This window comes from Streptomyces sp. NPDC037083, assembly GCF_055606485.1.
Genome location: NZ_JBVJSQ010000002.1, coordinates 629,536 through 644,530, shown reverse-complemented (window position 1 = coordinate 644,530; position 14,995 = coordinate 629,536). Strand labels below are relative to the sequence as shown.

At 72.6% G+C, this 14,995-nt stretch carries 13 protein-coding genes; 6 read left to right on the top strand and 7 right to left on the bottom strand.

Annotated features, from left to right (window positions below):
* The first annotated feature begins 370 nt into the window (after positions 1 to 370).
* Complete coding sequence (locus ACZ7DE_RS07565) at positions 371 to 871, top strand: DUF1203 domain-containing protein (RefSeq protein ID WP_470758779.1); 501 nt, start codon at positions 371 to 373, stop codon at positions 869 to 871.
* Positions 872 to 1,039: 168 nt separating this feature from the next.
* Here ACZ7DE_RS07565 and ACZ7DE_RS07560 read toward each other — a convergent pair whose 3' ends face one another.
* Complete coding sequence (locus ACZ7DE_RS07560) at positions 1,040 to 2,056, bottom strand: aspartate-semialdehyde dehydrogenase (RefSeq protein ID WP_470758778.1); 1,017 nt, start codon at positions 2,054 to 2,056, stop codon at positions 1,040 to 1,042.
* A gap of 321 nt (positions 2,057 to 2,377) precedes the next feature.
* Here ACZ7DE_RS07560 and ACZ7DE_RS07555 point away from each other — a divergent pair, with 321 nt between their 5' ends.
* Positions 2,378 to 2,920 (top strand): RNA polymerase sigma factor, encoded by a 543-nt coding sequence (locus tag ACZ7DE_RS07555; protein ID WP_470758777.1) that lies wholly within the window; start codon positions 2,378 to 2,380, stop codon positions 2,918 to 2,920.
* Between the two features lies 1 nt (position 2,921).
* Positions 2,922 to 3,683 carry a hypothetical protein gene (locus ACZ7DE_RS07550; protein WP_470758776.1) on the top strand — a complete coding sequence of 254 codons (762 nt, stop codon included), beginning with the start codon at positions 2,922 to 2,924 and terminating at the stop codon, positions 3,681 to 3,683.
* Positions 3,684 to 4,160: 477 nt separating this feature from the next.
* On the opposite strand, the gene ACZ7DE_RS07545 is transcribed toward ACZ7DE_RS07550, so the two are convergent.
* Both ACZ7DE_RS07545 and ACZ7DE_RS07540 read right to left on the bottom strand, forming a co-directional pair.
* Positions 4,161 to 7,475 (bottom strand): S8 family serine peptidase, encoded by a 3,315-nt coding sequence (locus ACZ7DE_RS07545; RefSeq protein ID WP_470758775.1) that lies wholly within the window; start codon positions 7,473 to 7,475, stop codon positions 4,161 to 4,163.
* Positions 7,476 to 7,797: 322 nt separating this feature from the next.
* Positions 7,798 to 8,376 (bottom strand): CGNR zinc finger domain-containing protein, encoded by a 579-nt coding sequence (locus tag ACZ7DE_RS07540; protein ID WP_470758774.1) that lies wholly within the window; start codon positions 8,374 to 8,376, stop codon positions 7,798 to 7,800.
* A 99-nt stretch (positions 8,377 to 8,475) separates the two neighbouring features.
* On the opposite strand from ACZ7DE_RS07540, the gene ACZ7DE_RS07535 reads away from it, so the two are divergent.
* Positions 8,476 to 8,937: an NUDIX hydrolase gene (locus ACZ7DE_RS07535; protein ID WP_470758773.1), complete on the top strand. Its 462-nt coding sequence runs from the start codon at positions 8,476 to 8,478 to the stop codon at positions 8,935 to 8,937.
* Positions 8,938 to 8,967: 30 nt separating this feature from the next.
* Here ACZ7DE_RS07535 and ACZ7DE_RS07530 read toward each other — a convergent pair whose 3' ends face one another.
* A complete protein-coding gene (locus ACZ7DE_RS07530; protein WP_470758772.1) occupies positions 8,968 to 9,408 on the bottom strand; it encodes a hypothetical protein in 441 nt (146 codons plus the stop codon).
* 70 nt (positions 9,409 to 9,478) lie between these two features.
* On the opposite strand from ACZ7DE_RS07530, the gene ACZ7DE_RS07525 reads away from it, so the two are divergent.
* Entirely contained in the window at positions 9,479 to 9,838 is a 360-nt protein-coding gene (locus ACZ7DE_RS07525) for a MerR family transcriptional regulator (RefSeq protein ID WP_470758771.1), read from the top strand.
* A gap of 66 nt (positions 9,839 to 9,904) precedes the next feature.
* On the opposite strand, the gene ACZ7DE_RS07520 is transcribed toward ACZ7DE_RS07525, so the two are convergent.
* Together ACZ7DE_RS07520 and pepN are read right to left on the bottom strand one after the other, a co-directional pair.
* Positions 9,905 to 10,966 carry a hypothetical protein gene (locus ACZ7DE_RS07520; RefSeq protein ID WP_470758770.1) on the bottom strand — a complete coding sequence of 354 codons (1,062 nt, stop codon included), beginning with the start codon at positions 10,964 to 10,966 and terminating at the stop codon, positions 9,905 to 9,907.
* A gap of 205 nt (positions 10,967 to 11,171) precedes the next feature.
* On the bottom strand, positions 11,172 to 13,760 hold the full coding sequence (pepN, locus tag ACZ7DE_RS07515) for an aminopeptidase N (RefSeq protein WP_470758769.1): 2,589 nt from the start codon (positions 13,758 to 13,760) through the stop codon (positions 11,172 to 11,174).
* 151 nt (positions 13,761 to 13,911) lie between these two features.
* Between pepN and ACZ7DE_RS07510 the strand changes: the two genes are divergently transcribed.
* The gene (locus tag ACZ7DE_RS07510) at positions 13,912 to 14,556 is read left to right on the top strand and encodes a mycothiol-dependent nitroreductase Rv2466c family protein (protein ID WP_470758768.1); all 645 of its coding nucleotides are present in this window, start codon (positions 13,912 to 13,914) and stop codon (positions 14,554 to 14,556) included.
* Positions 14,557 to 14,675: 119 nt separating this feature from the next.
* Here the strand turns inward: ACZ7DE_RS07510 and ACZ7DE_RS07505 are convergent, their stop codons facing one another.
* Positions 14,676 to 14,912 (bottom strand): hypothetical protein, encoded by a 237-nt coding sequence (locus tag ACZ7DE_RS07505; RefSeq protein WP_470758767.1) that lies wholly within the window; start codon positions 14,910 to 14,912, stop codon positions 14,676 to 14,678.
* Positions 14,913 to 14,995: the final 83 nt, after the last annotated feature.

Genomic DNA, 14,995 nt, shown 5'->3' with positions numbered 1-14,995 from the left:
GACGCCCTCGACGTCCGCCCGGCGCGGGTCGCGGGGCGTGGGACGTGGGGCGTGGGGCGCCGGTGCGGGTGCCGGTGCCGCGGTCGTCAGGACGTACGGAGCACGACGTGCGGAACCCGCCGCCGGTGGGGCCGGACGGCGGAGGAGGAGTGGGCGCGGGGGGTGACGCCGGGAGTGGGCGCTGGGATGACGCTTTTGACGTCCGCCCGAGCGCGGGGCGCGGGTCGTAGGGGGCTGGTGTCGGCGCTGTGGCGGGCCGGGTAGGGGGGCCGTTGCGGCGGTCGTCGCGGCTTCCGAGTCGACGTTTCTGACGGAGTGCGACGTCCGGAATCCGCCGGTGGGGGCGGGGCACGAGCGAGAGGCTCGTCGTATGACGACCTCGACACAGACCCCGCCGGTGACCCATGCCGCACGGCCCATCCCGCCGGACGTCCTCGGCGAGCTTCGCCGCACCGACGACGCGGGCCGCCCGACCGTTGCCGAGACCGCCGCGGAGGGCGGTGACCCGCTGCGCTGCTGCCTGCGCCGCAGTGAGCCCGGCGAGCTGATCGCCCTCGTCTCCTACGCCCCACTGCGCCGCTGGGCGGCCGAGAGAGGCGTCGATCCCGGCCCCTACGACGAGCAGGGCCCCGTCTTCATCCACGCGCGCGCGTGCCCGGGCCCGGACGGGGCCGCTCTGCCGTTCGCCGACGCCCACCGCACCGTCCGCCGCTACTCCGCCGACGGCCGCATCCTGGGCGGCCGGCTCGTCGAGGACCGGGACGGGTTCGAGGCCGCCTTCACCGAGGCGTTCGCGGACCCGGAGGTCGCCCTCGTCCACGTACGGGCCGTCGAGTACGGCTGCTTCCTGTACGAGGTACGTCCCCGCTGACGACGGGTGCGGCGGCCGCCGTCGGCGAGCTCGGTTCGCGGAAACGGTCTTCGCGGAGACGGCGACGGAGACGGCGGCGGAATCGGTCCGCGCGGAATCGGTCCGCGCGGAAACGGCGAAGGGGGCGAGGCGCCGCACGGCGCCCGCCCCCTTCGGAGGATCCTGGCGTCAGCCCTTCAGCTCCGCCGCCACCAGCTCCGCGATCTGCACCGCGTTCAGCGCCGCGCCCTTGCGCAGGTTGTCGTTGGAGACGAACAGCGCGAGGCCGTGCTCGACGGTCTCGTCCCGGCGGATGCGGCCCACGTAGGACGCGTCCTGGCCGGCGGCCTGGAGCGGGGTCGGGATGTCGGTGAGGGCCACGCCCGCGGCCCCGCCCAGCAGCTCGGTCGCGCGCTCCACCGACAGCGGACGCGCGAAACGCGCGTTGACCTGGAGGGAGTGGCCGGAGAAGACAGGGACGCGCACACAGGTGCCGGAGACCTTCAGCTCGGGGATCTCCAGGATCTTGCGGGACTCGTTGCGGAGCTTCTGCTCCTCGTCGGTCTCGTGCAGACCGTCCTCGACGATCGAACCCGCGAGCGGGACCACGTTGAAGGCGATCGGGCGCTTGTAGACCTGCGGCTCCGGGAAGTCCACGGCCCCGCCGTCATGGGTGAGCCGATCCGCGTCCGCCACGACCTTCTGCGCCTGGCCGTGCAGCTCGGCCACGCCCGCGACGCCCGAGCCGGACACCGCCTGGTACGTGGCGACGACCAGCGCCTCCAGACCTGCCTCCTCGTGCAGCGGCTTCAGGACCGGCATCGCGGCCATCGTCGTGCAGTTCGGGTTGGCGATGATGCCCTTGGGGCGGTCCACGATGGCGTGCGGGTTCACCTCGGAGACCACCAGGGGCACCTCCGGGTCCTTGCGCCAGGCCGAGGAGTTGTCGATCACGACCGCGCCCTGCGAGGCCACCTTCTCGGCGAGCGCCTTCGAGGTCGTGCCGCCCGCGGAGAACAGGACGATGTCGAGGCCGGTGTAGTCGGCCGTCGCCGCGTCCTCCACCGTCACGCCGTCCAGGACGGTCCCCGCCGAGCGGGCCGAGGCGAACAGGCGCAGCTCCGTGACGGGGAAGTCGCGTTCCTTGAGGATCCCGCGCATGACCGTGCCGACCTGACCGGTGGCTCCGACGATTCCGACCCTCACGGCGACTCCCTTTGTCTCGTTGCGTACGCATTGCCTGGCCGTGGCTTTTCCATCATGCGGCCGACACCGGGCCGCCTGTCCAATTCTTTGGCCCCCATGCCCGAGGAGTGGGACGCCCGGCCGTGATCAACGGTTGCGGAAATTGCTTCCACACCCCGCTGAGCTGGAGGAATTCCCCCGACGGCGGCATCGTGCCGCAAGCTGTGCTGCCGTGCCCGCCGGTGTGACGTACGCCTCTGCACGGTCGTCCGGAATTCGTCGCGCGGGGACCGAACGTTTCCGCGCGCTGCGGCGTCGTAGGTGAAACGCGGCGAGGGAGGGGTGTCTGTGCTGCGCAGAATCACCCGTCGCGGCCAGGGGGACGGGGCCGGGCACGGCGACGACCCGCTGGACGCGGCGCAGGAACGCCGGGTGCGGGCGGTGCTCGCGCTGGGCGGGGTGCCGCAGGCGGACCTGCTGGACGGGGTACAGCAGGTCCGCCTGCGGCTGCTGGAGCGGGCGGCGAAGGGGTACGAGGCGCCGCGCGACGTCTCCGCGTGGGCGGCGGTCGTGGCCTCCAACCTCGCCATGGACTGGCACCGGGCCAGGCGCCGTCAGGAGCGGCTCGGGGAGCGGCTGGCCTCGCTGCGCCAGCACGAGCACCCCTCGGGCGAGGACACGAGCGTGCTCTCCCTGGCCGTCGCCCGGGGCCTGGACGATCTGCCCGACGCCCAGCGTCAGGTCCTCGTCCTGCGCTTCTACGCCGATCTGCCGGTGCGCTCGATCGCCCAGGAGCTGGGCGTTCCGGAGGGCACGGTCAAGAGCCGCCTGCACACGGCGGTCCGGGCCCTGCGCGCCCGCCTGCACGAGGACGAGGTGGTGTGACGTGACCGCGGAACACGACGGCCGCGCCGGGCTGGACGCGCTGATGGCCGCGATCACCGACGAGCCGCTCACGGACGAGGCCCGTGCGGACGACGCCTTCATGGCGGAGCACCGCTCGGCGACGGCCGACGTGACGCTGCTGCGCGAGCAGCTCGGCGTCCTCGCGGACGCCCTGGCGGAGCCGGGGCGCGAGCCCGCGGCGCAGGCGTCCCGCGCGCCGGTGCGGCGACCGCGCGCGCCCCGCCGTCTTCGTCCCCTCGCCCTGCGGGCCGTGGGCGTGGCCGCCGCGGGCGCGATGGTCTTCGGGGCCGGCTGGACGGTCGTCCAGGTGGGGCAGGGGGCCTCCGACGACTCGTCGAGCAAGAGCGCCGCGGGCGACGCCGGGCGCGACGAGGCGGGAGCCAAGGCGTCCGAGGACGCCGGCGCTCTCCTCGGGGACCCGGGGTACCTCGCCTGCGCCCGGCTCGTCGTCGAGGGCGACGTGACGGACGTCCGCCGGCTGCCGGGCACGACCCGCGAGCGTGTCAGCCTGCGCGTCACGCATGTGTACCGGCCGGCGAAGAGCGCGCCCGAGGTCGCCTTCGAGATGGAGCAGGACATGGATCCGCTGCTGGACACGGGCGACCACGTCCTGGTCGGCCTCGGGAGGGGGTCCGCCGTCCCCGACGTCTGGGCGGTCGGCGAACCCGACATCGCCCCCGAGCGGGAGGCGCTCGCACGGGCCCTGCCCGAGACGGAGACGACCGCGGCCTCCTGCGGGTAACCCCGAACAGGTCCTGCGCGGTCCGCGACGGCGGGGCCGGGCGGGCCGGGAAGGGCGGGGGCGGGCGGCCTGGGAACGGCGAGGGCCGGCGGGCCGGGGGCGGCGGGCCGGGGGGCGGCGCGGACCTGGCGCGAAGAGCGGCCCGGGAACGGCGGGGCCGGGCGGCCCGGGGTGGCGACGGGGTGGCCCGGGGATGGCGAAGGGCGGGCCTGGGACGGCCAAGGGGGGCCCGGGAGCGGCGGGGCCTCGTGGCCCGGGGACCGCGAAGGCCGGATGCCGACGGTAGGAGGCGGGCCTGGGAACGGCGGTGCCGCGTGCCGGGGACGGTGAGGGCCCGCCTGTGGACGGGAAGCCCGGGGCCGGCGGTGGGGTGGCCTGGGGCCCGCGGTGGGGTGGCCCGGGATGGCGAAGACGGGCCCGGGGACGGCGAAGGGCGGGCGCCCCTTGTGGGCGCCCGCCCCTTTCGTGCCCGAGGTGTTACGGATTGACCTTCTCGATCGTCACGTTGCCGGAGCCCGCGACGGTGCCCCGCGCGTTCACCAGCTGGACCTGGCCGAAGAGGACCCGGCCCGCCGGCGCGGTGGCCGAGGCGGTGACGGTCGCGGAGACCGCGGCCGAGGCGCCCGTGGCCAGCTTCACCGGCGACGACTCGTCGACGGTGACGGTGCCGAGCGCGGACGACAGGAACGCGTCCACGTAGTCGTACGCCGTCGTGCCGGCCGGGACCGAGTAGCCCGCGACCGCGATGGTGTACGTGCCGGCGGCGGGCGACGGGATGGAGACCGCCTCCTCCGAGTCGCCGTCGGCCTGCTGCGCGACCTGGTTGCCGGCCGCGTCGTAGACCGTCAGGTCCAGGTCGGCGGAGGCGTCGGAGACGTTGCCGATGGAGACGTCGAGCGACTTGGCGCCGGCCGGGACCTCGACCGTGGTGGTCTGGGTCGCGCCGTTCGCGATGGTCGGGCGGTCCTTCTTGGACGAGCCGAGCGGGCCGCCGGCCAGCTTGCCGTCGATGGCGGCGAAGTTGTTCGTGACCTTCCACGAGACGGGGGCCGGGACGCCGACCTTCGCCTCGGGCAGGGTCACGTTCTCCGGGGAGAAGGCCGCGCCGTAGACGGTGGCCTCCAGCTTGTACGGGTTGTCGAGCAGCGGCGAGGTGCGGCGCGACTCGACCTCGATCTCCCAGACCCCGGCCTGCGGGTTCTGGTACGAACGGGCGTCGGGCCGGCAGCCGTTGCCGGCGAGGTAGTCGTTGTAGCAGTAGATCGTGGAGCTGTCCTCGACCGCGACGCCGTACGGGTGGATCGAGATGAAGCGGGTCTGGCTCTTGTCCTTCAGCCCGCCGATCGCGACCTCGAACGCCTTGGCGCCCTCGGGCACGGTCAGGAAGTAGGACTGGAAGCTGTTGCGCTGCACGGTGTTCGACACGGTGAACCGGTGGCTCACCGGCGTCGAGACGACGACCGTGTTGAGGATCTGCTTGTCGACGCCCTCGGTCTTCGGGTCGTCGACCTCGAGGATGGCGCTGGCGATGCCCGCGGCCTTCGGCCTGGCCTGGATCTGGACCGTCACCGGCTTGTTCAGCGGGAGCTTCACGTCGCCCTTGCCGAGGATCCGGAAGGCGCCGGCCGCGTTGTTCGCCAGGTGGAGCTCGTGGCGGATCGCCTTGTCGGCGCCGGAGGTACGGGTGATGGTGACGTCGTACGTCTTCTTCTGACCGGCCTTCAGGCCGCTCTCACGGTCGTAGACGCCGGTGCCGAAGCCCGGCGTCTTCAGCGCCTGGTCGAGCGCGGTGTCGACCGGGGCCTTGACGGTGTAGTCGTGGGCGGTGGCGCCCTTCCTGATCGACTTCCAGGCGTCCACGATGTCGATGGCGCCCGCGCCCTCCTCGTAGGCCTGCAGACCCTTGATGTGGTCGGCGGTCGAGGACAGCGCCGTGCGCAGGATCGCCGGGGTCAGCGCGACCTTCTGCTGCTTGGCGGCGGAGATCAGCAGCGCCGAGGCGCCCGCGGCCTGCGGGGAGGCCATCGAGGTGCCCTGGAGCATCGAGTAGCCGGCCGGCAGGGTGTAGCCCGACTCGGCGACCGGGGAGCCCGGCAGCCAGGTCTGCGTGGTGTTGATCGCGGCGCCCGGGGCGACGAGGGTCGGCGTGAAGCCGCCGTCCTCACGCGGGCCGCGCGAGGAGAAGGGCAGCAGCGCGTACTTCTTCGTCACCTGCGAGCCGTAGTTGGCCGCCCAGGTCTCCTTGGAGATGGCCGCGCCGACCGAGATCACCTTGTCGGCCAGACCGGGGTCGCCGATGGTGTTCGCGCCGGGGCCCTCGTTGCCCGCGGAGATCACGAGCTGGACGCCGTAGGTGTCGATGAGGCGCGTGTACAGCTCGGCGCGCGCGTTGTTGCCGTCGTTCAGGCCCGGCAGACCGCCGATCGACATGTTGACGATGTCGACGCCGCGGTTGACGACCAGGTCGATCATGCCCTCGGTGAGGGCGACGTTGGTGCAGCCCGGGCCGAAGACGCAGGCGCGGGCGGAGACGAGCTTCGCGCCGGGCGCGGCGCCGTTCATCTTTCCGCCGAACAGTCCGTTCGCGGCGGTGATGCCGGCGACGTGCGTGCCGTGCTCGCTGGCGATGAGACCGATGTTGGCGAAGTCGGCCTTCTTGCCGACCCAGTCGCCGCCGAACGGGTCCATCGGCACGTCCTTGCGGATCTGCACGACGAAGGGCTGGCGCTCGGCGACGTCGGTCGACGGGTTGTCGGTGCCGAAGTAGCCGATCTGGTAGCCGTCCTTGTACGGCTTCATCGCGGTGTCGTCGGTGAAGTCGCCGTTGGCGTTCACGTCGACGGTGACCGTGCCGGCCGCCGCGTCGTACAGGACGCCCCACACGTCGGTGGTGTCGCCGTCGCGGTTGACGTCGCCCTTGGCGTCACCGCCCGCGGTGGCGGACTCCCGGAAGAGGTTGATCTGGTACGAGCCGGCCTTCGCCGTCCAGGTGCGGCCGCCGAAGGTGAAGCTGGGGCCGGACACGGAGGTCGTCATCAGGCGCCAGGAGGCGTCGCCGTCGAGGATCGGGTCGGTGGCGGTCACCCAGTCGACGATCTTGCGCTCGCCGGTGGTGGTCTTCTGCAGCGCGGGGTGCGCCAGGTCCACGCCGGAGTCGAGGATGCCGATGGTGACGCCGCGGCCGTCCGCCTTCGGGTTCTTCTTCACGAAGTCGACGGCGCCCGTCTCGAAGGACGGGTTGTACGGGTTCTCGGCGGGGGTGTTCTTGTTCGGCGCCGGGTAGGTCTTCGCCTTCGCGGCGGACCGGGCGCCCTTCGCGGCGTCCGCGCCCGGCGTCGGGTCGTCGAGGACGATGTCCTGCCGCAGGTCGATGGCGTGCACCGAGGACAGCTTGGCCGCGGCGGCGATCGCCGAGTCGGCCTTGGCCGTCGGGACGGTGGCGCGGACGTAGCCGAGCTTGTCGTAGGACTGCCCCACGGAGCCGCCCTTGACCGCGTCCAGCTCCGCGGCGACCTGCTCGGTCTGGCCGGGGGCGGTCGCGACCATCAGCGTGACGTTCTTGTCGCCGGAGGCCTTGGCGTCGGCGAGGAGCGCGGCGTCGTCGGAACCGAGCTTGCGGGGAGCGGACTTCGCGCCCGGGTCGGCCGCGGCCGGGGTCTGTCCGGCGTCGGCGGAGAAGGCCAGGGGTATCGGCCCGGCCGCGGACAGCGCGGCCACCAGGCCCGCGGCCACGGCTATGCGGGCCACGCGTCTGGTGCCCGATATCGGTTCACGCTGGGGGGTGAGGGTCATCGGCATCCCTTGTAGGTAAAGGAACGAGCGGCACGTGATCGGACCGTTCCTGCCTGATCACGGTCGTCCGGAACGCGGTCCCGGATGACCGCAAAGCTTTACCTAAGGGACTGCTGTTTGGGGAGAGTTGACCGAATCGATATGGATGTATGGGGAAAACCCTCTACGAGCCGCCTGTGCGCGGACTGTCCATGATCTGTCCATGGTTCGTCCGCGGTCAGCCCGTGGTCCGTCCGTGGTCGGTCGGTGGTCCGACCGTCGCCGGCCATGGCCTGCCCCCGGTCGTCCACGGCTGCCGGTCACCTCGCCCGGGGCGCCTGCGTCAGCTCTCCTTCGAGCGGGCGTGGTGCCGGGAGGCCTTGGCGCGGTTGCCGCAGGTCGCCATGGAGCACCAGCGGCGGGCGCCGTTGCGCGAGGTGTCGAAGAAGTGCAGCACGCACGCCTCGTGGGCGCAGCCGCGGATCCGGTCGGGCGCGGTGGAGAGCAGTTCCAGGTAGTTGCGGCCGGCCAGCCAGGCCGGACCCCAGGTCCGGTCCGCGAACTCGGCCCGCTCGCCGGGTCCTTCGGCGGTGAGGGTGGGCCGGATGCGCCCATGTTCGAGCACCGAGTCGAGGTCCTTCGTGCGCCGGCCGTCCACGGCCGCCCCGATCGCGTCGCGGGCGTCGAGGACGTGCCGCAGGGTCGCCGCGTCGGCGGCGAACCGCCCGTCCAGTCCGTTCGCCGCGAGCCACACCGCCAGTCCGTCCGCGTCCCGCAGCAGATCGTGCACGGCGCCTTCCCGGGTCCAGCGCGTGTTGAGCAGGTCGAGCGCGAGGGGTTCGCCGGTGAGGGGCCGGGGGTCGAGGGGCCGGGGGTCGGAGTGCTGGGGGGCGGGAGGGCGGGGAGCGGGGGCGCCGGGCATGGGGACTCTCCTTCGGTCTAACCCTTCAAGGGTACGTGACCGGTTGACCTGTCCGGAAAATCTCCCGTCCGCCCGGACCGGAACGGCTAACGTCCCGGTATGCGCAAGAGGTTGAGGGTGGCGGCCTACGCCGTCTGCGTCCGTGACGGCCGGATCCTGCTCGCCCGCTCTCCGGTCCCCGACGGCACCCCCGAGTGGGTGCTCCCCGGCGGCGGGATGGAGCACGGGGAGGACCCCCTGGACACCGTCGTCCGGGAACTGCACGAGGAGACCGGCTACCGCGTCGAGGTGACCGGCCTCCTCGGTATCGACTCCGTCCGCCGCACCTTCGGCCGGGAGGGCCTGCGGGGTCCACGGGACCATCACGGCGTCCGCGTCGTCTACGAGGCCCGCGTCGTCGGCGGCGAGCTGCGCAACGAGGTGAACGGCTCCACCGACCTGGCCGCCTGGCACGACCTGGAGGCCGTCCCGGACCTCGTCCGGGTGCGCCTGATCGACGTCGCGCTCGGGCTGTGGCGCGAACGCCCGGTGGACGGACGGGTGTTCGTCCCGGAGCGCTGAGGCCGCCCCGCCGGTCCACGGCCGCGGCCGTCACGGGGTCGTGGACCGCGTCCGGAACCGGCGTGCGCACGCCCACGGCGCCAACTGCGCCATCCCGAGGGCCGCCTCGACGCCGAGGAACGGCCACAGCACCCCCGGCGCGCCGTGCGTCGCCGCGTAGGACATCCAGGCGGAGAACAGGGCGCGGGCGACGCCGTCGTACAGGCCGTGCACCGGCAGCGTCCCGACCAGGCGCAGCACCGCCCAGACGACCACCACCGCTCCCATCAGGTTGGCGAACAGGGTCTGCACCGGGTCGAGGGGCGGGAAGTCGCCCAGTCCCCAGGCGTCGCTCCACGACGACAGCAGGCGGTGCACCCCGGCGTACGTCCACGGTGTCGCGAAACCGGCCGTGACGACGAGGTCGTACCAGGCGCTCGCGCGGACGACGCGGAGGTAGGAGGGCCGGTCGGGACTGAGGTGATCGGTCATGGGACGACGCTAGACATGGGACTACGCTCCAAGGTCAAGCGCCGGACCGACACTTGACGGAGTCGCACGCATGCGCATCGGAGAGCTCGCCGCCCGCACCGGCATGTCGCGGGACGCCATCCGCTTCTACGAGAAGGTCGGCCTCGTCGAGGGCCGCCGACTGGCCAACGGCTACCGGGACTTCGGGCCGGAGACGGTGGAGTGGCTGGCCTATGTCCGCACCGCGCAGACCCTCGGCTTCTCCCTCGCCGAGATCGCACGGCACGGCGAGGAACTGCGCGAGGCCCCCGACTCGGCCGACGCGCTCTCCGCGCTGTTCGAGGAGAAGATCCGGATCGTCGACGCCCGCATGGCCGAACTCGATGCCCTGCGCGCCGAACTCACCGCCCGCGTCGGAACGGGCTGCCCCCTGCGGGCGGCCGGCGCATGAAGAGGAGCCGTCCGGGCTGACCCGACGGCTCCTCCTCTCCCCTCCTGACACCGCCTCGGTCCGTCACTACCGGGGCAGCACCACGACATGCGCGGCCGGGTCCCGGTCGCCGGACGCCATCAGCGCCGTGCGGACCACCGCCGCCTGCTGTTCCATCCAGTCCCGCAGCTTCCTCGGCGTGATGTACACGACCGTGATGCCCAGCCGCTCCAAGTGCTCCCGCTTGCGGGCGTACTCGGACCACAGCGCGTCCTCGTCCTGGCGCGGGGCCCGGGTGTCCAGCTCCACCGCCACCGCCTGCTCCGGCCAGTAGGCGTCCAGGCCGCCGAGGTGGGGCCCGCCGGGCAGGCGCAGGTCCACGTTCCACACCGGGTCGGGCAGGCCGTACTCGCGCACCATCGTGTACAGCCGCGCCTCCGCGATCGCGCGGCCCTCGGCGAGCAGCGCGTCCACGGCGTCCACGACGTGCGGACGGCTCAGCAGCCTGGCCTCGTTCAGCTCCCTGACGACCGAGGCGGGTTCGCAGTGGCCGCCGCGCACCGCCTCCGACAGCAGCCGCCGCACCACCCCGGCGTCCGTCAGCTGGGCCACCGCGTCGGCCAGCGCACGCGGCACCGGCGCCACCGGCAGTCCGGTCGCCTGCTCGGGCGTCGGCAGCTCGGACGTGCGGACGACGTGTGCGCAGCCCGTCGAGCGCAGCCGGCGCGGCCGCGGCACCAGGACGTCGATGTGCTCCAGGGACGGCAGCGGGGGAGCGGACGCCACGCCGTGCAGGTTCAGCGCCGCGAGGCCCGTGATCATCGCCTCCCTGTACACCGGCCGGTGCGGTTCCCCCGAGCCCGGCTGGGCCGGCACCCCGGTCGGCGTCGAGGTGTCGCGGCCCGCGTACATCAGCACCGCGTGCAGCCGCTCCTCGCTGGTCGGCGGACCCGGGTGGAGCAGGTACACGCCGGGGAGGATCTGCTGCCAGGGGCCGCCGGGGCGGCACTGCTCGTCTGCCTCGGCCGGGGCGACGCCCTGCGTGCGCAGCCGGGTCGCCGTGGTGACGCGGCGCTGGACGTCCGACAGGTGGCGGACGGGGCGGGGGGACGCCGAGGGAACCTGGGGGAGCGGGGAGTTGTGGTTCATGCAACGGGGATTCCGCGCCGGGACGGCCTCGTAACCGCTGTTACACGCCCGTCGACAAATCCGGACAAGCTCGTACTAAAGGACGAGTGTTCGGATGCCGATGGGGCGCCGAAAACCCCTGGTCCCACCGGGGGGCGCCAGGGGTTACGGGTCGGATTGCCTGAATTCCGTAACGGTGACCGTGCGCGGAATTCATGGCCAACGATCAGCCGGTTCCGGCCTCCGCGGCGCCCGCCTGGGCCCGCAGCGACCGCGCCAGGTCGTCCCGCGCCTCCAGCACCAGCCGTCGCAAGGCCGGAGCCGCCGACTCGTGCGCCGCCAGCCACGCGTCCGTCGCCGCCAGCGTCTCCGGCGAGTCCTGGAGCGAGGGGAACAGGCCCTGGACGACGTTCATCGCGATCTGGATGGACCGCCCGGCCCAGATCCGCTCGATCGCCGCGAAGTACTTCCGCGCGTACGGCTCGAGCAACTCCCGCTGCGAGGGCTGGGCGAACCCCGCGATCGTCGCCTCCACCAGCGCGTTGGACAGCGTGTCCGACTCCACCAGCTGGGCCCACGCCTGCGCCTTGACCGCCGCCGACGGACGCGCGGCCAGGCAGCGGACCTGGTGGCGCTTGCCGGACGCGGTGTCGTCGCGGGCCAGTTCCGCCGCCAGCGCCGACTCGTCCGCCCTGCCGTGCGCCGCCAGCGGCTCCAGGAACGCCCAGCGCAGCTCCTGGTCCACCGTCAGGCCGTCGATCTTCGCCGTACCGTCCAGCAGGCCCTGCAGCAGGTCCAGGTCGGGTCCGGACGACGCGACCGACGCGAAGAACCGCGCCCAGGCCAGCTGGTGCTCGCTGCCCGGCTCGGCGGCCCGCAGGTCCCGCAGGGCGACCTGCGCCAGCATCTCCTCGCCCGTCGGCCGCCAGTCCCGCGGGGCGTAGTGCACCAGCGCCGACTCCGCCCACGCGTGCAGCATCTGCAGGACACCGACGTGGGACTCGCGGCACGCGAACCGTGCCACCAGGTCCACGAAGCCCGGCGCGGGCAGCAGCGCGTCCCGGGTCATGTTCCACAGCGCCGACCAGCACAGGGCGCGGGCCAGCGGGTCGGTCAGATCGCCCAGCTGCTCGCGCAGCGTGGCCAGCGAGGTCTCGTCGAAACGGATCTTGCAGTACGTGAGGTCGTCGTCGTTGACCAGCACCAGCTCGGGCGCCTCCGCTCCGGCCAGCTCCGCGACCACCGTGCGCGGACCGTCGACGTCCGCCTCGGCGCGCGCGTAGCGCACGAGACGGCCGTCCTCGCGGCGGTACAGACCGATCGCCACCCGGTGCGGCCGCAGCTCGGGATGCGTCTCGGGCGCCTCCTGGAGCACCGCGAGCTCGTCGATCCGGCCCTGCGCGTCCAGCAGCACCTGCGGTGTCAGCGAGTTGACGCCCGCCGTCTGCAGCCAGGACCGCGCCCAGCCGCCCATGTCCCGGCCGCTGGTCTCCCCGAGCACCGACAGCAGGTCGCCGAGGCGCGTGTTGCCGTACGCGTGCCGCTTGAAGTAGCGGCGGGCGCCCTCCAGGAACGCGTCCTGGCCGACGTACGCCACCAGCTGCTTGAGCACGCTGGCGCCCTTGGCGTAGGTGATGCCGTCGAAGTTGAGCTTGGCGTCCTGCAGGTCGCGGATGTCGGCGGTGATCGGGTGGGTGGAGGGCAGCTGGTCGGCCCGGTAGGCCCAGGCCTTGCGGCGGTTGGCGAAGGTGATCCAGGCGTCGGAGAAGCGGGTCGCGCCGACGTTCGCGAACGCGCCCATGAACTCCGCGAAGGACTCCTTCAGCCACAGGTCGTCCCACCACACCATGGTGACCAGGTCGCCGAACCACATGTGCGCCATCTCGTGCAGGATGGTGTTCGCCCGCGCCTCGTAGGAGGCCCGGGTCACCTTGCCGCGGAAGATGTACTCCTCGCGGAAGGTCACCAGGCCCGGGTTCTCCATCGCGCCGAGGTTGTACTCGGGCACGAACGCCTGGTCGTACTTCCCGAAGGGGTACGGGTAGTCGAAGCGCTCGTGGAAGAAGTCCAGGCCCTGGCGGGTGATCAGGAAGATGTCGTCGGCCTCGAAGTAGGGGGCCAGACCCTTGCGGCACATCGCGCCGAGGGGGATCTCCAGTGTCGTGCCGTCGCCCAGTTCGCGCCGGTAGGTGTCCGTCACGTAGTGGTAGGGCCCGGCCACCACACAGGTGATGTACGTCGAGACGGGCTTCGTCTCCGCGAACCGCCACACCCCGTCCGCGCGCTCGCCGGCGCCATTGCTCCACACCGTCCACTCCTCGGGCGCGCGCACCTCGAAGCGGAACGGGGCCTTGAGGTCGGGCTGCTCGAAGCAGGCGAACACCCGGCGGGAGTCGGCCGGCTCGTACTGCGTGTAGAGGTAGACCTCGCCGTCCTCGGGATCGACGAAGCGGTGCAGGCCCTCGCCGGTGCGGGAGTACGCGCACCGGGCGTCGACGATCAGCTCGTTCTCCGCGGCCAGGTCCTCCAGCAGGATCCGGGCGCCGTCGAAGACCTCGCCGGGGTCGAGGTCGCGGCCGTTGAGGGAGACGGACGTCACACTCGGCGCGATCAGGTCCGCGAAGCTCGACGCTCCGGGCTCGCTGCAGCGGAAGCGGACCGTGGTGACCGAGCGGAAGGTGCGCGGCTCCTCCCCGGCCTCCCCCGCCGGACCGCCCACCGCCGAGCGGACGTCGAGGGACACGTCGTACCCGTCGACGGACAGCAGGGCGGCCCGCTCCCGGGCCTCGTCGCGGGACAGGTTCTCACCGGGCACGGGCGGTACTCCCTCACAGCGTTGCGCGTGGGTCTTGTGGACAGGAGCGATCCTGCCACGCGCACCTGACGCGGAGCAGCAGGGAATGTGCGGCACGAACCGCGGTGTTCAGTGGGAAAGCCCTGTCTGCTGAGGACCTCTGAGGAGAGACATGCCGGAGAAGACCCCCGTCGACTTCTGGTTCGACCCGCTGTGCCCCTGGGCCTGGATGACCTCCCGGTGGGTGCTGGAAGTGGAGAAGGTCCGTGACATCGAGGTCCGCTGGCATGTGATGAGCCTCGCCGTCCTCAACGAGAACAAGCTCGACGAGCTGCCCGAGGAGTACCGCGAGATGCTCGCGGTCAAGGCCTGGCAGCCGGTGCGCGTGGTCACCGCCGCGTGGCAGCTGCACGGCGAGGACGTCCTCGGCCCGCTGTACACCGCGCTCGGCACCCGCTTCCACAACAACGGCGAGGGTCCGACGGTCGAGGCCATCGCGGGCGCGCTCAAGGACGCCGGTCTGCCCGCGTCCCTGATCGAGTACGCCGAGCAGACGGACTTCGAGTTCGACGCCCAGCTGCGCGCCTCCCACAAGGAGGGCATCGACAAGGTCGGCCAGGACGTCGGCACCCCCGTCATAGCCGTCCCCGGCCCCGACGGCGAGCAGATCGCCTTCTTCGGTCCGGTCGTCACCCCGGCCCCCAAGGGCGAGGAGGCCGCCCGCCTGTGGGACGGCACCCTCGCCGTCGCCTCGGTCCCCGGCTTCTACGAGATCAAGCGGACCCGCACGAAGGGACCGGACTTCAGCAACCTGTGACCGTGGGGGTCCCCGCGGGCGACGCCCTCGGGGACCCGTGGGACCGCGCCCGGAAGCCGGCCTCACGGCCGGGGCGGCAGCCCCGTTCCACGGCAACCACCACCGCCCGGGTGCAGGTCCTAGGTGGCCGGCTGCGGAGCCGTCCGGAACTCCTCCGGTAGGTCGAAGCCGGTTTTCCAGTTGAAGTAGGACTGCACCCGCACACAGCCCTCGCTGGTGCAGCGCCGGTACTTGTCGAGATCCGCCCTGTGCACCTGTGCCTGTGTCAGGGCGAAGGCCCGCTCGTCGTCCTGCAGGTGCCGGAAGTGCTGATCGGTGTCCCCACAGTTGGGGCAACGCCTCTTCGGAAGACCCATGCGGGCCACTGTCACCCGTGGGCGCCGCCCTTGGGAAGCACCCACGCCCGCCCGCACACACGAGCGGCGCACACCGGGTCGGC

Excerpts from the sequence above, each read along its gene's own strand:
- ACZ7DE_RS07565 (WP_470758779.1), top strand. The coding sequence starts at position 371 with ATGACGACCTCGACACAGACCCCGCCGGTGACCCATGCCGCACGGCCC.
- ACZ7DE_RS07545 (WP_470758775.1), bottom strand. The coding sequence starts at position 7,475 with ATGACCCTCACCCCCCAGCGTGAACCGATATCGGGCACCAGACGCGTG.
- ACZ7DE_RS07540 (WP_470758774.1), bottom strand. The coding sequence starts at position 8,376 with ATGCCCGGCGCCCCCGCTCCCCGCCCTCCCGCCCCCCAGCACTCCGAC.
- ACZ7DE_RS07535 (WP_470758773.1), top strand. The coding sequence starts at position 8,476 with ATGCGCAAGAGGTTGAGGGTGGCGGCCTACGCCGTCTGCGTCCGTGAC.
- ACZ7DE_RS07530 (WP_470758772.1), bottom strand. The coding sequence starts at position 9,408 with ATGACCGATCACCTCAGTCCCGACCGGCCCTCCTACCTCCGCGTCGTC.
- ACZ7DE_RS07525 (WP_470758771.1), top strand. The coding sequence starts at position 9,479 with ATGCGCATCGGAGAGCTCGCCGCCCGCACCGGCATGTCGCGGGACGCC.
- ACZ7DE_RS07520 (WP_470758770.1), bottom strand. The coding sequence starts at position 10,966 with ATGAACCACAACTCCCCGCTCCCCCAGGTTCCCTCGGCGTCCCCCCGC.
- ACZ7DE_RS07510 (WP_470758768.1), top strand. The coding sequence starts at position 13,912 with ATGCCGGAGAAGACCCCCGTCGACTTCTGGTTCGACCCGCTGTGCCCC.
- ACZ7DE_RS07505 (WP_470758767.1), bottom strand. The coding sequence starts at position 14,912 with ATGGGTCTTCCGAAGAGGCGTTGCCCCAACTGTGGGGACACCGATCAG.